This is a genomic window from Bacillus cereus group sp. BfR-BA-01453, assembly GCF_022662915.1.
GTDB classification, from domain to species: domain Bacteria; phylum Bacillota; class Bacilli; order Bacillales; family Bacillaceae_G; genus Bacillus_A; species Bacillus_A paranthracis.
Genome location: NZ_JAKUEN010000005.1, coordinates 24,557 through 43,765 on the forward strand (window position 1 = coordinate 24,557; position 19,209 = coordinate 43,765).

A 19,209-nucleotide genomic window follows, 5' to 3' on the forward strand; every position below is an offset into this window, starting at 1 on the left:
ATAGAAATTTATGAATAAAATGCACTAAACGACTAATGCCCATTTGATGAAGTAAGGGGTGGAATTGTGCAGAAAGATATAATGTATAACACGGAGATGGATGAAACATTAAAAATTATAGATAAAGGATTAAAGAAGACGACGAGCCCGAAGCAAATTATTGTAGTAGGGGCCGGCATGGCTGGATTAGTTTCGGCATCTTTATTAAAAGCTGCGGGACATGAAGTGAAGATTTTTGAGGCAAACAACCGGGTAGGTGGCCGCATAGAGACAGTTAGAATGGAAGATACCGGTTTATATTTGGATGTAGGGGCGATGAGAATTCCGTATTCGCATACATTAACGATGGCATATATAAGAAAATTTGGGCTACAGGTAAGCCCTTTTATTAATAGGAATGAGACTGATATTATTTACGTAAACGGCCGAAAAACGACATTAAAACAATATGAAAAAGAGCCAAGTATATTAAAGTATCCTGTGGAAATGAATGAAGTTGGGAAAACGTCTGAGGAGCTATTATTGTTAGCGGTACAGCCTATTATAAATTTTATTAAAAAGAACCCAGAGAAAAATTGGGATGTTGTAGTAAAGGATTTTGGGAGATACTCTACAGGACAATTTTTAAAATATCACCCTTATCAATATAATACTTACTTTTCACCAGTAACAATTGAGATGATTGGCGTTTTGTTGGATTTAGAAGGTTTTTTAGAAAGGTCATTCGTTGAGACATTACGTTTTTTATACATTATGCAAGAGGAGAGCGGATTTTGTGAAATAATAGGCGGTAATGATAGATTGCCAAAATCTTTTTTACCACAATTAGAGGAAGATATTATATATAATCAAAAATTAATGAAGCTACATCAGCATGATAATGGTGTGACAGCTTTCTATCGAAACGAAGAAACGTTTGAATATAGTAGTATTACAGGGGACTTAGTTATTGTTACCATTCCGTTTTCGACAATGCGGTTTGTAGAAGTAGATCCATTTGATTCTATATCTCATGAGAAATGGAAAGCAATTCGTGAATTGCATTATATGCCAGCGACAAAAATAGGAATTCAATTTAAAAGTCGATTTTGGGAAGAACAAGGACAGTTAGGTGGCAGAATTATAACAGATTTGCCAATTCGTTACGCATATTATCCAAGTCATGGAATTGGAGAAAAAGGACCTGCTATAATGTTAGGCAGCTATACATGGTCTTATGATGCGTTGTTATGGGATGGGTTATCAAAGGGTGACCGTATTTATTACACATTACAAAACTTAGCAACGATATTAGGCGGTCAAGTATATGATGAATTCTTATCTGGTATATCAAAAAGTTGGACGTTGGATCCATATGCACTTGGAGGGTTTGCTCTATTTCAGGCAGGTCAAGAATCAGAGTTGCAACCAGCGATTGTCAAACCAGAGGGAAGAATATTCTTTGCTGGAGACCATACAACGTTATATCACGGATGGATACAAGGGGCAATTGAATCTGGCGTTCGTGTTGCGGTAGATGTAAATGAATTAAATGTATAAAATTCAGAAATTTCTTTACTGTATAGTTTGAGATGGATATTATTATATATAAAAGAATTATAAGGAGTGTTGAAAGTGAATCCGCTATTATTCGATTTTCCTTCTGAATTTTATACTGAAAGGCTATTGATTCGAATGCCAAAACCAGGTGATGGTAAAGCTGTATACGATGCCATTCAAGCTTCTATGAAAGAATTAAAACCTTGGATGGTTTTTGCACAGAAAGAGCAAACAGAGGAAGAAGTAGAAGTGAGCATTAGAAAATCGCATATTCAATTTTTGCAGCGTGAGGATTTAAGGTTACTAGTTTTTTCGAAAGAAACAGGTGAATTTATTGCTTCTAGTGGATTACACCGTATTAATTGGGATATACCTCAATTTGAAATCGGGTATTGGATTGATTCAAGATTTAGTGGAAAGGGCTATATGGTAGAGGCTGCAAAGGGGATAACGGATTTCGCCTTTTCTGAACTAAAAGCAAACCGCATAGAAATTCGTTGTGATGCTTTAAATAAGAAGAGTAGAGCGATCCCTGAAAAATTGGGCTTCAAATTAGAAGGTACGTTAGAAAGTGCGAGTGTTGCAGTAGATGGAAATGGATTAAGAGATATGTGTGTCTTTGCTATGACGAGAAATACATATGAAAAAGAAGAGCTGTAAAGAAACGGCTCTTCTTTTTGTGTATTATGGTACAGGATGTCCGTTAGAACTTTCGAAAATTGTAAACCATTGTTGACGGTCTAAGTTAACTTTTGTAGCAAGAGCGGCCGTTTTAACACGATCTAATTTACCAGAGCCAACGATCGGCATCATATTAGCTGGATGTGCAAGTAACCATGCATACATAACAGTATCGATGCTAGTAACACCTAGTTCAGTAGCGACTTTTTGAACGGTTTCACGTACACGTACAGCGCGTTCTGATTGACCAGTAAAGATTTCTCCGCCAGCAAGAGGTGACCAAATCATTGGGTTGATTCGTTTCTCCTGACATAAATCAACTGTTCCTTTTTCAAAATGCTCAAGTTGCAGTGCAGATACTTCAATTTGGTTCGTAATAAGCGGGAAATCTAAGTATGAACTTAACATATTAAATTGTGAAGGTAAGAAGTTAGATACACCAAAATGACGAACTTTTCCTTCTTGCTTTAAGCGTAAAAACGCTTCTGCCACTTCATTTGGATCCATGAAAGGATCAGGACGATGGATAAGTAATACGTCAATATAATCTGTATGTAAATTTTTAAGTGATGCTTCTGCACTTTGAATAATATGTTCTGCACTAGTGTTGTAGTGAGCAACATATCGCTCTGGAAATTTCGGTGATGGGGGAGCGATTCCACATTTTGTGATGATTTGCATGTTTTCACGTAAGGAAGGCTTTAGTTGTAACGCTTCTCCGAACAGTCCTTCACACGTATAGCCACCATAAATATCAGCGTGATCAAAAGTAGTAATTCCCATATCCATACAATCTTCAATGAAAGAAAGTAATTCTTGTTTCGTCATATTCCATTCTGCTAAACGCCAAAAGCCTTGAATAATACGAGAAAATTCGAGTGTTTCGGCCATTTGAACTCGTTCCATTATAGTACCCCCTTGATGAATGATTATTTTTTTGAAAAGGCTTTCTTACTACATATTATTATATAGTTAGAGGGGCGTACAAACAATAAATATGTTTTGCTACAAAAACGATTATTTCTATATGTTATAATGTAGAAACATATAGCTAGAAGGAGAGGACGAAATGATTCCAGTAACAATATTAACTGGTTTTCTTGGATCTGGGAAAACGACATTATTAAATCGTATTTTAACAGAGAATCACGGTAAGAAATTGGCGGTAATTGTAAATGAAATCGGGCAAATTGGTATTGATAATCAGTTGATTATGAATGTTGAAGAAGAAATTATGGAAATGACAAACGGCTGTTTGTGCTGTACTGTACGTGAGGATTTACTCGTTGCGTTAAAACAATTACTGGATGTAAAAGCAGAAGGTAAAATGGACTTTGATGGATTAGTAATTGAAACGACTGGTCTTGCAAATCCAGGTCCTATTATTCAAACATTCTTTTTAGATCCTGTTATTCAATCTGCATACCAAATTAATGGTGTTGTAACAGTAGTAGATAGTTATCATATACATAAACATTTTGAAAAAGGGCTAGAAGCAAAAGAACAAATCGCATTTGCTGATGTTGTATTAGTGAATAAGTTAGATTTAATTGAAGAGAATGAAAAAGAAAATCTCTTACATGAACTTCAAGGAATAAACCCGACTGCAAAGTTAATTCAGTCGATTAACTGTGATGTGGATATTCCATCGTTACTAAAAATTCAAACGTTTAAAACGAAGGATACGTTACAAATCTATCCTCATACAGAGCATAATCATCTAGAAGGTGTAAAATCGTTTGTACTACGTGAAGAGCGTCCGTTAGATTTACAAAAACTGAATGAGTGGATGTCAGCTGTCGTTCAAGAACTAGGAGAATACTTATATCGCTACAAAGGGATTTTATCGATTGATGGAGTGGATAAACGTATCGTTTTCCAAGGTGTGCATACACTGTTTGCTGCTTCGTATGATAGAGAGTGGCAAGAGGGCGAAGATCGAGTAAGTGAAGTTGTTTTCATCGGAAAAGATATTAATAAAGAATGGTTCCAAGAACATTTTGAGGAGTGTGTGAAATAAGTCTGCGTTTATTGCAGGCTTATTTTTGGGACTTAACTAAGTGTTTTGTAGAAAAATACTAGATTGCCAAAAACGAAGGACTAAAAAAACCTGTTTTCACAGGCTTGTATGTTCATCTAAAAGTAACTCCATTACAACACCTACAACAGGGCCTTCATCATCAATATCGCCATTTAAACGGAAGCCAAATGACTCATATAATCCCATTGCGGGTTTGTTGTCTGGATGTAAACTTAAATAAATTGTTTTACATTCAAATTTATTTTGTAAGAATTGAATAAGTAAGCGAAGGAAACGTTTTGCGTATCCTTTTCCTTGATAGCGTTGGTCAATCATAAAGCGGTCTAACCATACGCTTTTACGTTTTTCCCAATACCATCCATACATTGCATATCCTACAAGTGTTTCTCCATCATATAAACCTACTGACGTTCCGTTTCCCTCATATAATGATTCTGCTAGAGAAAACGCATTACTTTCAATAAATTGCTGCTGGTCTTTTGCGACGTTTAAAGCAGCTACCGAACGCCAATTTTTTTCTGTTACTTCACAAATGTGAAGAGTCATAATTCCAACTCACCTTCTAAATTAATATAGCTTAAAAGCTAATATGGATAATTTTACTTGTTATTTTGGTCAAGTCAAGCAGAAACACATAAAAAAGAAGGGGTTGTCCCCAAAATAGCTGAATAGCTACTTTGGGGACAACCTCTTTAATGTTTATGCTTCATTATGCTAATAAGAGCATCTCTATTAGCGAGTTCAATATTTCAATCCACTGCACATTGAGCTCGTTGAAGGGCACTTGGTTTTGTATTGTCTGCTGTATGTAATATCCTACAGGAGAAATTCTGGATTGTGTTTTTAGGAACATATTGATCCTTATATTTATCAATTTGGATAGCTAGTTAAAATAAAGATGCTGGTTTAGGATTTGCTATTGTTACAAAATAGGTAAGGATTATAAAAGCAGAACCCTTATAAGGTTCTGCTTTTATTTGGTGTAATTAATTGTCTATATCTAGTGTAAATCCCCATATAGGTTTTTTTTCTTCAATTAACTCAACATCTGTCCTATTTACTTCCATATGAAATTCCCCACGACCTGGTACAGACATATTTAGTTCGTGTCCTACCTGTGGATTATTTGTAGCAATAACTACTTTGAATTCGCTTGCAGTTAGTACTCCGAAATTATGTCCTTTATATTTTGCGAATAATGTAACATTATAGGCAGCATCTAAATCTGACTTTTTAACTTGTTTTATCAATAGATTATTATCCCACGCATGAGGTATAAACCCATTTTTTAACTCCGCAATGTCTCTTGAAACAATATTAATGAATTCACCATCTTCTTTACCTAAAGAATACTCTTTGCCTTGATACACCCCATATAAACCTTTTCTAATCACAAAAAACAACCTCCATTATTTATTTTTGGTAGCAGGTATAAATCTATCTAAATCACTACTAAATACCCCTACCAATGTCTCTTCTCCATTAAGAAAAAATAGCTATATTATATGAGAAAATTATGGATGAATCTAATGTAAATGTGAAGTGGATATAGAGTTTTTATGAGCATGAAAAGATGTAGTTTCAATTGAAACTACATCTCTAAAATGAACTACTCTTGATTCTTAAAGATTTTCTCATCCATATTAAAGTTAAAATAAAAAACTGTCTCCAAAAGGTCTTATTTAAAGACCTTTTGAGACAGCCTCTTCTTATCAAAAGTTGGTTAGTTAGTAGCTTCTTTCAATGTGTTTACGTTTTCTTCCATTAAAGTGAAGTAATCTTTATTGCTCTTCGCATCATCTTCAGAAATAGTAGCTAAGTGATTTAAGCGTAAAATCTTTGTACCTGTTTCTTTTTGAATAACGGATGCTACTTTTGGAGTAGAAAATGTTTCAAATAAAATATATTTTAGATTATGTTCTTTTACTGTTTTTGTAATGTCAGCAAGTTGTTTTTGAGATGGTTCATCAGAAGCTGAAATACCGGCGATAGCAATTTGTTTCAGGCCATAGCGTTGTTCCCAGTATCCATAAGCCGCATGAGAAACTAAAATATCTTTCGTTTTTGCATTCGCAACTGCTGCTTTAAATTGATCATCTAAATCAGTAAATTTTGTTTGAAGTGCTGCAAAGTTTTTTTCGAACTCTTGTTTATGGTCAGGTTGTAATTCTACAAGTGCATTTTTAATTTTTTCTGCTTGTTTCATTGCTAGAGTAGGGTCTAACCAAATGTGTGGGTCTTTATCGTGATGATGTTCATCCTCTTTATGGCCCTCTCCGTGATCATGATGCTCTTCTTCAGTAGAAGTACGCAGTTCAATACCTTTTGATGCATTTACAATTTTAACGTTTTCTTTTTGTAATGATTTTTCCATTTTTTCAGCAAATGGTTCTAATTCAGCGCCGTTATAAACAAATAAATCGGCTTTTGCAACTTGCACTGTTTGTTTTTGACTTGGTTCAAATGTATGAGAATCTGCACCAGGTGGGTAAATTGCTTCAACAGTTACATAGTCGCCACCAATTTTTTTTGCGAAATCTGCAAGAGGAAAAATAGTTGTATAAACAGTTAGCTTTCCGTCTTTCTTCGCATTACCTTCTTTTGTATTTGAGCAGCCAGTAAAAATTAAAGTGAAAATAAGTAAGAATGAAAGTATAGTCAATCTTTTAGGCATGAAGTTCTCCTCTTTTCTTTTTTTACGGATATATTTTCCCCGATTATAGAAAAAAATATCATTTTAATACAAAACGGAATAATTACGTTTTAGTTTGCGAACTTAGTATAATACATCTTTTATAAAGTTGCAATAAATAATAATCATTCCGATTTGATTTTGTTATAAAGTTGTCAAATATAGATGTGTTATTTTTGCGGATACATGCATATGTGACAACGCTGTGTTCATATATATGAAAGGAGGGTGTAGAGGGGGATGAGTGCTTGGGTTACTTAATGGAAGCTATTTTATTGATATTAGCGGTAGTATTACCGTTAGCCGTAGTCTTAATTTTTTTAAGAAGATTAATAAGTAATTTAGGAGATGCATCAACAGTCACAAAATTACGAGAGAAAGATGAGAAAAAAGAGTGAGTAAAGCACTATGCGTACGCATAGTGCTTTACTTGTGGTAAAATGAGAGAAGGAAACTCCTAAAAGTTGTATGTTACTGAAGGAGAGAAAAGTAAAATAAGAGGTATATGCATATATGAATAAGCGAACAGCGTTAGTACTTGGTGCAAGTGGTTTAGTTGGACAAGAGATAACGCGTCTATTACTTGAATCAGATTACTACGATTCGGTTACTATTTTTGTAAGAGAACCAATGCAATGGCAACATGAAAAGTTACAGCAAAAGCAAGTAGATTATTTGGCATTAGAGGAATATAAAGAGTTCTTTGCTGTAGATGACGTATTTAGTTGTCTTGGAACAACAATTAAAAAAGCAAAAACGAAAGCTAATTTCAAAAAGGTAGATTATGAATATACGTTACGAGCGGCTTGTTTAGCTGAAAAACAAGGGGTGCAAAATTTCCTTGTTGTGTCCTCAATGGGAGCGAATCCTAAATCGTTTTTCTTTTACTCACAAGTGAAAGGAAGAATGGAAGAGGAATTGCAAAAGTTAGTAATCGGTGGTATTCACATTTTTAGGCCATCTTTATTAGTAGGAAACCGACAAGAATTTCGCTTTGGTGAACGAATGGCGGAAAAATTATCTCGTATGATTCCTTTTATATTTAAGGGGGCATTCAAAAAGTATAAACCAATTTCAGCTAAAGATGTGGCGAAAGGGATGTATATAACTGCATTGCGAGAAGAATCAGGTATCCATATTTATAATTCGAATGAAATTACAACGATAGAATAAATAAAACCGAGAAGAAAAGCTTCTCGGTTTTATTTATTTGTACTGATTTTCCCAGGCGCCCGCTCGTATTGATACGGTTCTTCTAACTCAAAGCCAAGTTCATTGGCGGCTATTCTTGGGAAGTAAGGATTGCGAAGTAACTCACGTCCGATAAAAATTAAATCTGCTTCGTTATTGTTTAAAATTTGCTCTGCTTGTGCACCGGTAGTAATCAATCCAACTGCACCAGTTGCAATGTTAGCATGCTCTTTAATATGTTTAGCATATTGTACCTGATACCCAGGGTAAACATCGATGTGCGCAGGTACAACAGCCCCAGAGCTACAATCGATTAAATCTACTCCTTGTTCTTTCATCCATTTCGTATATTGTACATAATCTTGAACTGTTAACCCGTCAGGATGATAATCATTTGCTGAAATACGAACAAATAGCGGTCCGTTCCAAACTTCATTTATCGATTCAATGATTTTGCGTAAGAAACGATATCGATTTTCAGGTGAACCACCATATTCATCAGTCCGCTTATTGGTAAGTGGAGAAAGAAATTCATTAATAAGATAACCGTGAGCACCGTGTATTTCAATAACGTCAAATCCAGCTTGTTTGGATCGTACTGCAGCTTGCTGAAAAGCTAATACAGTATCTTTAATTTGGTGTTTGCTCATTTCTATTGGCATTTTCATTGTTTCATTAAATGGAATGGCTGAAGGAGCTAACGCATCTGTTTCTAATTCTGCTTTTCTTCCAGCATGAGCGAGTTGAATGGCAGCTTTTGCACCATTATCGTGTATAAAAGTTGTCGCTTTATGTAAGCCTTCAATTAAACTGTCATCCCAAATGCCTAAGTCTTTATTTGAAATTCGACCTTCAGGTAACACCGCTGTTGCTTCAATCATAACTAAACCAACTTGACCAGCAGCTCTTGTTCCATAATGAATAAGATGGAAATTCGTTACTTGGCCATCCTCGTTTTTCGATGAATACATGCACATAGGTGACATAACAATCCGGTTTTTTAATGTAACGTCTTTAATTGTATAAGGTGAAAAAAGTTTGTAATTCATCCAATAGCCTCCTAGATTGAATTTTCTTACATTGTATCATTCTCGTTTTTGTTTCTCGAATAAAACGCTTATACGAAAAATTTTGTCTATTCGTGTTACAATAATGAATATGAATTGAATTGGAGGATGACATATGTACCAAGCTTATTATGAAAGTGAATTAGGCTTGCTAGAAATTACAGCGAACGATAAAGGAATTACGTCTGTTATATTTGTTGATGAGAGACAAGAAGAACATACAAATGAAATGATAGATCAATGTATAAATGAGCTCGATGAATATTTTAAGGGGAATAGAAAAGAGTTCACAGTCCCGTTGTCTCCTGAGGGAACAGCATTTCAAAAAAATGTATGGGATGCGCTCTATACGATTCCTTATGGCGTAAGTGCTTCATATTTAGATATTGCAGAGAAAGTCGGAAATACGAAAGCTGTACGAGCAATAGGAGGAGCAAATAGTCGCAATCCGATTTCAATAATCGTTCCGTGTCATCGTGTAATAGGAAAGAGCGGGAAACTTGTTGGGTATGCGGGCGGTTTATGGAGGAAAGAGTGGTTATTAAAACACGAAGGTATTTTGAAATGACGTATGGATGGGAAGAGGGATTGTTTTGAAATGTATAAATTGTGGGCAACTTTGCGAGGAAAATCAGTTAAATTGTGAAAGTTGCCAGCGGACTTTGCATACTGAACAGGGTGAAGGAAGTTCGCTAATAGACAAGGAATTAGAAGTATATGTAGGGAGACAATATCCGTATTACAAAAGGAAATGGGAGCTTGAGGAAAAGCGGATTGCTAGGTGGAGCTGGAATGGTTGGGCAGCTATTTTCAATGTAGGTTGGCTCGGATATCGTAAGTATTATTTACCTGCAGCTTTATTTGTAGTGTTATTATTAGCGTGTGATGCGTTTTCTTATTATATGGGCTTCAACGTAGCATTGCCGATCATTAATATGGTGCCTCTTACGTTTCTATTACTCGTTTTTATTTTATTTGGAATGGCGATTTTTGCGAATGGATTATATTATCAATTTGCAGAAAGGCGTATATATCGAATAAAAGCAAGAGAAATTCAAGATGGATCGGTTGAAAAGTACCTCATTCGTGATAGTGGTGGAACGAGTAAAATGGGAGCAACAATTGTTACGATTTTAGCGGTTGCTAGTATTTTTATCAGCCATTTCTTCTTCCCGACTGATCGAGATATTATTCAAAAAGTTCGTACAAGCTCTCTATATGAATATCCATTCTTTTCAATTGGTGAATCGTTTGAAAATTATTTTAGAAATCCGGGTTGGGCATATTATCGTGGCACTGAAGGATTAGAATTGGTAGAGTTCCAAGGGGATAGTCCGGATATGCCAAGGAAAAAGGTTACGATCCAATTTGTTGTTGATTATAAATTGGGTGAGATTGAGCCATACTCACTTATGATTAATGGCGAATCTAAAAATGAGGAAGAATTTTTAAAGATAATGGACGAAATATTTAAAGTTCAAAATCCATTTGACATAGAGGATGGATTACAAGTAAAAGAAAAAGAAAAAGAAGTGGATAGTAGAGCTCTCTATCCGCTTCTTTTTTTGTATATACGAAAATAATATTTGAAATAATCTGAATCTTTTGTATAATAATATGTATTATACTGGCTTTCATTTATCCCGCTTTAATGGGCAGTAAGACTCCCACCTCAAAATTCAGTGGAAGCAAAGAAGTTAGGTGGGGGGGCAACTGCCCATAAAAGCCCGATTGGTTCAACTAATAATCAGTGGGGGATGAAGAACCCCCCACTGATTAAAGTTTCACTTTATACATATAGATTGGGGGAAGGAACAATGAAGAGAAAGGCAACAACGATTGCTGCAGTTGCATTATCGACTAGCATATTAGTTGCAGGTTGCGGAAATGGGGAGAAGGCATCTACAACGAAGAAAGAAGCAGGTAAGGGGGTAGCAGATAAGCAAGTATTAAACTTACTAGAAACAGCAGAAATTCCTTCAATGGATACGTCAAAATCAACAGACTCTGTATCATTCCGTGCCTTTGTAAATGCAATGGAAGGATTATATCGTTTGGATAAAGATAATAAACCAACTCCAGGTATGGCAAAAGACGTGAAAATTAGTGAAGATAAAAAGACATATACATTTGAATTACGTGATGCGAAATGGTCAAATGGTGATCCAGTTCGAGCACAAGATTTTGTATATGCATGGCAACGTACATTAGATAAAGCAACGGCAGCTGAGTATGCATTTATTTTATTTGATGTAAAAAATGCACAGAAAGTAAATAAAGGAGAGTTACCGTTAGATCAATTAGGAGTGAAAGCGAAGGATGATAAAACGTTAGTAGTAGAATTAGAACAACCAGCACCATATTTCCTTGAGCTTACTTCATTCCCAACATTCTTCCCTTTAAATGAAAAATATGTGAAAGAACAAGGAGATAAATACGGATTAGAAGCAGATAAATTATTATATAATGGACCGTTTACGATGAGTGAATGGAAACATGAAAGAAGTTATCAGTTAAAGAAAAACCCTAATTATTGGGATAAAGATACTGTGAAGTTAGAAGAAATTAATGTGAATATTGTGAAGGAAACAAGTACAGGAGTAAATTTATATGATAGTGATCAAGCGGACCGTGTTATTTTAACTTCTGAATTTGTTGATAAATATAAAAAGAATAAGCCAGATGAATTTAAAACGAAGTTAGATCCACGTATGTATTTCTTACGATTTAACCAAAAAAATGCAACGTTTAAAAATCAAAAAGTTCGTGAAGCGATTGATCTAGCATATGATAAAAAAGGAATTGCAAATGTTATTTTAAATGACGGGTCATTGCCAGCATATTTCTTAGTACCTGAAAAATTTACGACAGGACCAGATGGGAAAGATTTCCGTTCTGTAAATAAAAATTTCCGTGACAGTAAAGATAATGCAGCAAAAGCGAAAAAGTTATGGGAAGAAGCAAAGAAAGAACTTGGCCAAGATACAATTACAGTCGAATTACTAAATGATGATAACGGTAGTCGTAAAAAAGTAGGAGACTTTATTAAAGAAGAGTTAGAGAAAAATTTACCTGGTATTAAAGTGAATTTAAAACAACAGCCATATAAACAGAAGTTAGATTTAGAAAAGAAATTTGAATATGAATTCTCTTTATCTGCATGGAGTCCAGATTATCCAGATCCAATGACTTATATTGATATGTTTGTTACTGGAAGCTCATTTAATGAAATGGATTATTCTAATCCGAAGTATGATGAGTTAGTAGCGAAATCAAAAGGAGAACTATTAAAAGATGATAAAGCACGCTGGAATGCACTTGCAGAAGCGGAAAAAATCTTAATTGGTCAAGATGCTGCCATTTCTCCTACGTACCAACAAAGTACCGCATACTTAGAGAAACCATACGTAAAAGGAATTGCAAATCATACGTTTGGTGGGGACTTCAGTTATAAATGGGCATATATTACAAAAAAATAGTATAATAAAAGATGAGTGAATTTTCGCTCATCTTTTATTTGTATAGGAGGAATTAGAGTTGTTAAAAGGAATCAATCATCTTTGTTTTTCAGTATCTAATTTAGAAGATTCTATTACATTTTACGAAAAAGTATTGGAAGGAGAATTATTAGTTAAAGGGAGAAAACTTGCATATTTTAATATATGTGGAGTATGGATAGCGCTTAATGAAGAAATACATATTCCAAGAAATGAGATTCATCAATCTTATACGCATATTGCATTTTCTGTTGAACAAAAAGACTTTGAACGTCTACTGCAGCGATTAGAAGAAAACGATGTTCATATTTTACAAGGAAGAGAACGGGATGTAAGGGACTGTGAATCTATATATTTTGTTGATCCTGACGGCCACAAATTTGAGTTTCATTCAGGGACATTGCAAGACAGGCTTAATTATTATAGGGAAGATAAACCTCATATGACGTTTTATTAAGGGGGCAAAGAAAGTTGCATGCGCTAGTAATTGGTGGAACAGGAATGCTAAAGAGGGTTTCTATATGGCTTTGTGAGCAAGGGTTTCATGTTTCTATTATTGGAAGAGATGAAGTGAAATTAGAAAATGTTAAACGGGAGAGTACTACACCTGAAAGTATCACATGCCTTCCGTTAGATTATCATAATGATGACGGTGTAAAGTTAGCTATTAAAAACACAATTGAGAGGAATGGCCCAATAACATTGGTTGTCGCATGGATACACGCAAGTGCAAAAGATGCGTTATCACTTATTTGTAGAGAATTAGACTTGTCGTCTGAAACATACGATGTTTTTCATATTTTAGGCAGTAAAGCGTCGAGAATAGCCTCGCACAAAATAGGGGGTAAGCGATGTAGCTATCATAGAATAATTTTAGGTTTTATATTAGAAGATACATACGCAAGATGGCTTACTCATGAAGAAATATCGGATGGGGTAATAAAAGGAATTGAAAGTAAATGTGATGAATGGATTGTAGGACGAGTAGAACCGTGGGAATTACGGCCAACATGGTAAGGGGGAATTGAAGTGAAGACAACGGTATATGTAACAAGGCATGGTGAAACGGAATGGAATGTAGCGAAGCGAATGCAAGGACGGAAAAATTCTGCTTTAACTGAAAATGGTATACTGCAAGCTAAGCAATTAGGAGAGCGGATGAAAGATTTATCTATTCATGCGATTTATAGTAGTCCGAGTGAAAGAACCCTTCATACTGCAGAGTTAATAAAGGGAGAACGTGATATACCGATAATCGCGGATGAGCATTTCTATGAAATTAGCATGGGTATATGGGAAGGACAGACAATTGATGATATAGAAAGGCAATACCCAGACGACATACAGTTATTTTGGTATGAACCACATCTTTTTCAGTCAACATCAGGAGAAAATTTTGAGGCTGTTCATAAAAGGGTAATTGAGGGGATGCAGATTCTTTTAGAAAAGCATAAAGGAGAAAGTATATTAATTGTTTCACATGCGGCAGCGGCAAAGCTACTTGTAGGACATTTTGCAGGTATTGAAATAGAAAATGTGTGGGATGATCCATTTATGCATAGTGCTAGTTTGAGTATTATAGAATTTGAAGAAGATAAAGGTGAAGTGAAGCAATTTGCAGATATAAGTCATTTTCAGTAAGCATACAAAAAAGGCCGTGAAAACGGCCTTTTTTGTATGAAAAACTAGCAATTGCGTTTTTTGTACCAGAAGTGATCGAATTTCTTGTTTTTGCAAGATGGGAATTTATGTCTGCCACCTGTGCAGTCGTTCCGTTTATTTCCATCATCACACGAATCGTCGCAAGAGCCACCGTGTCCATTAGGGAAGAATTCGCATTTTTTACAGTAACATCGTTTTGTCCAGTAAAATTTCTTTTCAAAGCGTACACATTTTGTAACGAACGTACAATGCTTTCTGCGAGTGCGTTTTGTAACTAACACACATTCTTTTCTACGTGTTACTTTCGTAACGAACGTCCATTTTTGAACGCGCACACGCGTACATTTCGTAACAAATGTCCACTTTTTAACATGCGTACATTTTGTAACGAACGTACAATGTTTCACGCGAGTACATTTTGTTGTAGGGCAGTTACAATCTTCGCTACACTCTATTTTTGTAGTGCAATCATCATCACAATCAAACGTACTTGGATCTTGATGTAAGAAATCTTCCATCCCCGCACTTTTGATTTCCTCAACAGCTTTTCTAATATCACGTTTCATAGAAATCCTCCTTATCATGTATTCAGGTGAAAAGGTATTCTTTTTCATTAACAGGATATGTATATAGGTATCTTTCTGAACAGGACAAGAGTGTAATTTTATATAAATGGTTGATAGCGGATGTATGGACAAGGCAAAGTGCATACATTGAATGAAGAGAACTGAGAAGGGATGTGAAAATATGCTACCTTCATATGATTTTTTTATTCATCCAATGAACCTAGTGGAATTGAAAAAAGACATTTGGTCAGACAGTCCAGTGCCAGCAAAATTAACTTATGGAAAAAAGAAGTATGACATTGATATCGTATATCGGGGTGCTCATATTCGTGAATTTGAGAAGAAATCTTATCATGTTATGTTTTATAAACCGAAAAAATTTCAAGGTGCGAAAGAGTTTCATTTAAATTCTGAGTTTATGGATCCGTCTCTCATACGAAATAAATTATCTTTAGACTTTTTTCATGATATTGGTGTACTTTCACCGAAATCACAACATGTGTTTATAAAAATTAATGGTCAAATTCAAGGTGTATATTTACAGTTAGAATCAGTGGATGAAAATTTTTTGAAAAATAGAGGATTACCGAGTGGTTCTATTTATTATGCGATAGATGATGATGCGAATTTTTCTTTAATGAGTGAGAGAGATAAAGATGTTAAGACCGAGCTTTTTGCAGGTTATGAATTTAAATATTCGAATGAAAATAGTGAAGAACAGCTGAGTGAATTTGTATTTCAAGCGAACGCTTTGTCAAGGGAAGCTTATGAAAAAGAAATTGGAAAGTTTTTGCATGTAGACAAATATTTAAGGTGGTTAGCTGGCGTCATTTTTACGCAAAACTTTGATGGTTTTGTTCATAACTATGCACTATATCATAACGATGAAACGAACTTATTTGAAGTGATACCGTGGGATTATGATGCGACTTGGGGGCGAGATGTACAAGGGAGACCACTTAATCATGAGTATATTCGTATTCAAGGTTATAACACATTAAGTGCAAGATTGTTAGATATACCTATATTTAGAAAACAATACCGAAGTATTTTAGAAGAAATATTAGCAGAACAATTTACCGTTTCATTTATGATGCCGAAAGTAGAAAGTTTGTGTGAATCGATTCGTCCTTATTTACTACAAGATCCATATATGAAAGAAAAATTAGAAACATTTGATCAAGAAGCTGATATGATTGAGGAATATATAAATAAAAGAAGAAAGTATATACAAGATCATTTACATGAATTGGATTAATTTTGAAAGAGATTGGAACATTATCAATCTCTTTTTTTGTATAATAAAGATGTATTGGTAGAATTGACGTAATATGTACTTAATAAAGAATGGGGTGTGGAAACATGACAGTAAAATGGATTGAGTGGGCAAAACAAATACAATCTATAGCTCAAGCGGGTTTAACGTATTCTAAGGATGTGTATGATATAGAACGTTTCCAACAATTACGGGATATTTCCATTTCGATGATGTCACATTACACTAAGACAGATTGGGAAGTTGTAGAGAAGTTATTTGCAAGCGAGACAGGCTATCAAACACCTAAAGTCGATATAAGAGCAGTCGTTTTTCAAAATGAAAAGTTATTATTTGTGAAAGAAAAAAGTGATGGAAAATGGGCACTGCCAGGTGGATGGGCTGATATCGGCTATACGCCGACAGAAGTAGCAGCAAAAGAAGTTTTAGAGGAGACGGGGTTTGAAGTAGATGATTTTAAACTACTTGCTATATTTGATAAAGAAAAACATCAACCATCGCCTTCAGTAACACATGTATATAAAATTTTTATAGGTTGTAAGATTGTCGGTGGTGAAAAGAAGACGAGTATTGAAACAGAAGATGTGGAATTTTTTGGTGAGGATGAATTGCCTACTTTATCGATTGCTAGAAATACAGAAGACCAAATTAAAAAAATGTTTGCTTATATGAAAGAACCTATGAAAGAAATATTAATAGATTAATAGTGCCTACGCCGATCAAATTGTTGGAATGAAGATATTGGCAGAATGCAACCTTTATGTAATAATGAGATGGTATGTGAAGAAAAAAGGAGATAGAAAATAAAATGTTAGCAAGCATAATAGATCAGTTATTGCAATTTTTTGCAAGCTTAGGTTACTTTGGAGTAGCGTTAGCTTTAATGATTGAAATTATTCCGAGTGAAATTGTACTTTCATATGCGGGCTTTTTAGTTGCAAATGATAAAATTAGTTTTGTCGGTGCAGTTATTGCAGGAACAATTGGTGGTACGTTAGCTCAAATCTTTTTATATTGGCTTGGATACTATGGTGGGCGTCCAGTTGTAGAGAAATATGGGAAATATCTGCTTATTAATAAACACCATTTAGACATAGCAGAAAATTGGTTTAAGCGTTACGGAGCAGGAGTAATCTTTTCGGCACGTTTTATCCCAGTCGTACGTCATGCAATTTCTATTCCAGCAGGATTAGCTAAGATGCCATTAAAACTATTCACACTGTATACAGTAGTTGCGATTATTCCATGGTCAATACTATTTATATATTTAGGTGAAAAGCTTGGTGGAAATTGGCGACATATTAAAGAGTATGCATCTGATTACACACATTACATAATTATAGGAGCGATTCTCTTTATTGCTCTATACTTCGGTTTAAAGTATTTCAAAAAGAAAAAAGCGGCACGTTAAAGTCAATGATTTTTCATTGGCTTTTTTGTTTGTTTCGGTTCTAAAAAAAAGGAGTTGTCCATAATGTGTAATAATAAAGCGTAGCGGAGGAATGTGATGAAAGGGTCACCGTTTATACGTGGAACGATATTTTTAACAATGGCAACGATGATATCTAAAATGTTAGGGTTTATATATGTTATACCATTTACAGCTATGGTCGGTACGAGTGGGTACGTGTTATACACGTATGCATATCGTCCATATACGATTATGCTCAGCATTGCGACGATGGGATTACCACTTGCGGTTTCAAAGATGGTATCAAAATATGATCAACTAAATGATTATCATACGGTTAAGAGAGTGCTGAAAAGTGGAATGGTGTTTATGTTTATAATGGGAGTTATTTCGTGTTTTACGTTATATATGCTAGCTCCGCATTTGGCTAAACTTGTAATCGATGGAAATGATCAAACGGGGAATAGTGTAGCGGCGGTCACTACTAATATTCAAATTGTCAGTTTTGCGTTAATACTTGTACCAGTAATGAGTTTATTAAGGGGCTTTTTTCAAGGGTTCCAATCGATGGGGCCTTCTGCTCTAAGTGTAGTTGTAGAGCAATTTTTTCGGGTATTAACCATTTTGATAGGAAGTTTTGTCGTTTTATATATTTTAAAAGCCTCTATCTCACTAGCTGTTGGTATTTCAACATTCGGTGCTTTTATGGGAGCGGTAGGTGGACTAACTGTTTTAAGTGCGTATTACATAAGGAGAAGAAAGCACTTAAAGAAAAAAGAAATGGCAAGTATACCACAAACAACGAAATCTTTTTTCTCACTCTATAAGGAGCTCTTTACATATTCAATACCATTTGTTGTGGTTGGTTTAGCAATTCCGTTGTATCAGACGATCGACACATTTACAATTAATAAATTGCTTATACAAATGGGATATATGCAAGGAGAAGCAGAGAAGATTAATGCAATAATTGGACTTGTTCAGATGGTTGTACTTATCCCAGTTTCCGTTGCGACTGCTTTTAGTATGTCACTCGTACCTGAGATGACAAAAGCTTATACAGCAGGAAATGTGAAGTTACTGTACAAACATTTTACGAGGACGAATCTATTGGTAGTAGGGATTACAGTACCAGCGACAATTGGAATGATGGTGTTAGCAAAACCAGTATATACTCTTTTATTCGGTGCCGGAAATGATCCGGAGATGGGGCGAATTATATTACAGTATTATGCTCCTGCCTGTATACTATTTTCTCTTTTTACAGTAACTGCTGCGATGTTACAAGGAATTAATCAGCAACAGAAAACAGTGCTAGGATTAGTGATTGGTATTATTGTGAAGATAATTTTAAATATTGTATTGCTACCGTATTTCGATTATGTAAGTTTTATTATTTCAACATACGCAGGTTATACGATTTCAGTTGGCTTTAACTTGTGGATGCTTTCTAAATATGTTATAAAGGCAACATAAGCTTTTTAAGGCAGAGAGCACTCTGTCTTTTTCTTTGTTTATCCCGCTTTAACGGGCAGTAAGATCCTCACCTCAAAATTCAGCGAAAGAAAAGAAGTTTGGTTGGGGGC

21 protein-coding genes are annotated in these 19,209 nt (G+C 35.0%); 15 read left to right on the forward strand and 6 right to left on the reverse strand.

Annotated features, from left to right (window positions below):
• Positions 1-66 precede the first annotated feature (66 nt).
• Both MR070_RS12400 and MR070_RS12405 read left to right on the forward strand, forming a co-directional pair.
• A complete protein-coding gene (locus MR070_RS12400; RefSeq protein WP_001168135.1) occupies positions 67-1,539 on the forward strand; it encodes a flavin monoamine oxidase family protein in 1,473 nt (490 codons plus the stop codon).
• Positions 1,540-1,614: 75 nt separating this feature from the next.
• Positions 1,615-2,199: a GNAT family N-acetyltransferase gene (locus tag MR070_RS12405; protein WP_001068761.1), complete on the forward strand. Its 585-nt coding sequence runs from the start codon at positions 1,615-1,617 to the stop codon at positions 2,197-2,199.
• Positions 2,200-2,223: 24 nt separating this feature from the next.
• On the opposite strand, the gene MR070_RS12410 is transcribed toward MR070_RS12405, so the two are convergent.
• Positions 2,224-3,126 carry an aldo/keto reductase gene (locus tag MR070_RS12410; RefSeq protein ID WP_071736224.1) on the reverse strand — a complete coding sequence of 301 codons (903 nt, stop codon included), beginning with the start codon at positions 3,124-3,126 and terminating at the stop codon, positions 2,224-2,226.
• 163 nt (positions 3,127-3,289) lie between these two features.
• On the opposite strand from MR070_RS12410, the gene MR070_RS12415 reads away from it, so the two are divergent.
• Positions 3,290-4,240, forward strand: a complete 951-nt coding sequence (locus MR070_RS12415; RefSeq protein ID WP_001990322.1) for a CobW family GTP-binding protein — start codon at positions 3,290-3,292, stop codon at positions 4,238-4,240.
• Between the two features lie 96 nt (positions 4,241-4,336).
• Here MR070_RS12415 and MR070_RS12420 read toward each other — a convergent pair whose 3' ends face one another.
• The 3 genes from MR070_RS12420 to MR070_RS12430 all read right to left on the reverse strand — a co-directional run bounded on the left by MR070_RS12420 (position 4,337) and on the right by MR070_RS12430 (position 6,935).
• On the reverse strand, positions 4,337-4,807 hold the full coding sequence (locus MR070_RS12420) for a GNAT family N-acetyltransferase (protein ID WP_070805833.1): 471 nt from the start codon (positions 4,805-4,807) through the stop codon (positions 4,337-4,339).
• Between the two features lie 440 nt (positions 4,808-5,247).
• Positions 5,248-5,655 carry a hypothetical protein gene (locus tag MR070_RS12425; RefSeq protein WP_000619626.1) on the reverse strand — a complete coding sequence of 136 codons (408 nt, stop codon included), beginning with the start codon at positions 5,653-5,655 and terminating at the stop codon, positions 5,248-5,250.
• 329 nt (positions 5,656-5,984) lie between these two features.
• A complete protein-coding gene (locus MR070_RS12430; RefSeq protein WP_242261414.1) occupies positions 5,985-6,935 on the reverse strand; it encodes a metal ABC transporter substrate-binding protein in 951 nt (316 codons plus the stop codon).
• A gap of 266 nt (positions 6,936-7,201) precedes the next feature.
• Between MR070_RS12430 and MR070_RS12435 the strand changes: the two genes are divergently transcribed.
• Together MR070_RS12435 and MR070_RS12440 are read left to right on the forward strand one after the other, a co-directional pair.
• Positions 7,202-7,351 carry a hypothetical protein gene (locus MR070_RS12435; RefSeq protein WP_000540927.1) on the forward strand — a complete coding sequence of 50 codons (150 nt, stop codon included), beginning with the start codon at positions 7,202-7,204 and terminating at the stop codon, positions 7,349-7,351.
• A gap of 115 nt (positions 7,352-7,466) precedes the next feature.
• Positions 7,467-8,126 carry an oxidoreductase gene (locus MR070_RS12440; protein WP_001042754.1) on the forward strand — a complete coding sequence of 220 codons (660 nt, stop codon included), beginning with the start codon at positions 7,467-7,469 and terminating at the stop codon, positions 8,124-8,126.
• Between the two features lie 29 nt (positions 8,127-8,155).
• Here MR070_RS12440 and namA read toward each other — a convergent pair whose 3' ends face one another.
• Positions 8,156-9,193, reverse strand: a complete 1,038-nt coding sequence (namA, locus tag MR070_RS12445; protein WP_001107025.1) for an NADPH dehydrogenase NamA — start codon at positions 9,191-9,193, stop codon at positions 8,156-8,158.
• A 133-nt stretch (positions 9,194-9,326) separates the two neighbouring features.
• Here namA and MR070_RS12450 point away from each other — a divergent pair, with 133 nt between their 5' ends.
• The 6 genes from MR070_RS12450 (at position 9,327) to MR070_RS12475 (ending at position 14,349) form a co-directional block, all read left to right on the forward strand.
• Complete coding sequence (locus tag MR070_RS12450) at positions 9,327-9,779, forward strand: methylated-DNA--[protein]-cysteine S-methyltransferase (protein ID WP_000283894.1); 453 nt, start codon at positions 9,327-9,329, stop codon at positions 9,777-9,779.
• 25 nt (positions 9,780-9,804) lie between these two features.
• Positions 9,805-10,794, forward strand: a complete 990-nt coding sequence (locus MR070_RS12455) for a DUF2628 domain-containing protein (RefSeq protein ID WP_242261415.1) — start codon at positions 9,805-9,807, stop codon at positions 10,792-10,794.
• Between the two features lie 234 nt (positions 10,795-11,028).
• On the forward strand, positions 11,029-12,690 hold the full coding sequence (locus tag MR070_RS12460; RefSeq protein WP_000823004.1) for a peptide ABC transporter substrate-binding protein: 1,662 nt from the start codon (positions 11,029-11,031) through the stop codon (positions 12,688-12,690).
• Between the two features lie 58 nt (positions 12,691-12,748).
• Entirely contained in the window at positions 12,749-13,165 is a 417-nt protein-coding gene (fosB, locus tag MR070_RS12465; RefSeq protein WP_000911685.1) for a FosBx1 family fosfomycin resistance bacillithiol transferase, read from the forward strand.
• 14 nt (positions 13,166-13,179) lie between these two features.
• Entirely contained in the window at positions 13,180-13,725 is a 546-nt protein-coding gene (locus tag MR070_RS12470; RefSeq protein WP_000543142.1) for a short-chain dehydrogenase, read from the forward strand.
• Between the two features lie 12 nt (positions 13,726-13,737).
• Entirely contained in the window at positions 13,738-14,349 is a 612-nt protein-coding gene (locus tag MR070_RS12475; RefSeq protein ID WP_000859178.1) for a phosphoserine phosphatase 1, read from the forward strand.
• A 44-nt stretch (positions 14,350-14,393) separates the two neighbouring features.
• On the opposite strand, the gene exsB is transcribed toward MR070_RS12475, so the two are convergent.
• Complete coding sequence (gene exsB / locus MR070_RS12480; protein ID WP_138322119.1) at positions 14,394-14,936, reverse strand: exosporium protein ExsB; 543 nt, start codon at positions 14,934-14,936, stop codon at positions 14,394-14,396.
• Positions 14,937-15,117: 181 nt separating this feature from the next.
• On the opposite strand from exsB, the gene cotH reads away from it, so the two are divergent.
• From cotH to MR070_RS12500, 4 genes are all read left to right on the forward strand, one after another.
• Positions 15,118-16,194 (forward strand): spore coat protein CotH, encoded by a 1,077-nt coding sequence (gene cotH, locus MR070_RS12485; RefSeq protein ID WP_000937980.1) that lies wholly within the window; start codon positions 15,118-15,120, stop codon positions 16,192-16,194.
• A gap of 104 nt (positions 16,195-16,298) precedes the next feature.
• Entirely contained in the window at positions 16,299-16,916 is a 618-nt protein-coding gene (locus MR070_RS12490; protein WP_242261416.1) for an NUDIX hydrolase N-terminal domain-containing protein, read from the forward strand.
• 104 nt (positions 16,917-17,020) lie between these two features.
• Positions 17,021-17,623 carry an undecaprenyl phosphate transporter UptA gene (uptA, locus tag MR070_RS12495; RefSeq protein WP_242261417.1) on the forward strand — a complete coding sequence of 201 codons (603 nt, stop codon included), beginning with the start codon at positions 17,021-17,023 and terminating at the stop codon, positions 17,621-17,623.
• Positions 17,624-17,719: 96 nt separating this feature from the next.
• Positions 17,720-19,099, forward strand: coding sequence for a putative polysaccharide biosynthesis protein (locus MR070_RS12500; protein WP_070805842.1), 1,380 nt, complete (start codon positions 17,720-17,722; stop codon positions 19,097-19,099).
• The last annotated feature ends 110 nt before the right edge of the window (positions 19,100-19,209 follow it).

What these genes read in the sequence shown, in the direction of transcription:
- MR070_RS12410 (WP_071736224.1), bottom strand. Translation starts at nt 3,126, where the DNA reads ATGGAACGAGTTCAAATGGCCGAAACACTCGAATTTTCTCGTATTATT.
- MR070_RS12415 (WP_001990322.1), top strand. Translation starts at nt 3,290, where the DNA reads ATGATTCCAGTAACAATATTAACTGGTTTTCTTGGATCTGGGAAAACG.
- MR070_RS12420 (WP_070805833.1), bottom strand. Translation starts at nt 4,807, where the DNA reads ATGACTCTTCACATTTGTGAAGTAACAGAAAAAAATTGGCGTTCGGTA.
- MR070_RS12430 (WP_242261414.1), bottom strand. Translation starts at nt 6,935, where the DNA reads ATGCCTAAAAGATTGACTATACTTTCATTCTTACTTATTTTCACTTTA.
- MR070_RS12440 (WP_001042754.1), top strand. Translation starts at nt 7,467, where the DNA reads ATGAATAAGCGAACAGCGTTAGTACTTGGTGCAAGTGGTTTAGTTGGA.
- namA (WP_001107025.1), bottom strand. Translation starts at nt 9,193, where the DNA reads ATGAATTACAAACTTTTTTCACCTTATACAATTAAAGACGTTACATTA.
- MR070_RS12450 (WP_000283894.1), top strand. Translation starts at nt 9,327, where the DNA reads ATGTACCAAGCTTATTATGAAAGTGAATTAGGCTTGCTAGAAATTACA.
- MR070_RS12460 (WP_000823004.1), top strand. Translation starts at nt 11,029, where the DNA reads ATGAAGAGAAAGGCAACAACGATTGCTGCAGTTGCATTATCGACTAGC.
- exsB (WP_138322119.1), bottom strand. Translation starts at nt 14,936, where the DNA reads ATGAAACGTGATATTAGAAAAGCTGTTGAGGAAATCAAAAGTGCGGGG.
- cotH (WP_000937980.1), top strand. Translation starts at nt 15,118, where the DNA reads ATGCTACCTTCATATGATTTTTTTATTCATCCAATGAACCTAGTGGAA.
- MR070_RS12490 (WP_242261416.1), top strand. Translation starts at nt 16,299, where the DNA reads ATGACAGTAAAATGGATTGAGTGGGCAAAACAAATACAATCTATAGCT.
- uptA (WP_242261417.1), top strand. Translation starts at nt 17,021, where the DNA reads ATGTTAGCAAGCATAATAGATCAGTTATTGCAATTTTTTGCAAGCTTA.
- MR070_RS12500 (WP_070805842.1), top strand. Translation starts at nt 17,720, where the DNA reads ATGAAAGGGTCACCGTTTATACGTGGAACGATATTTTTAACAATGGCA.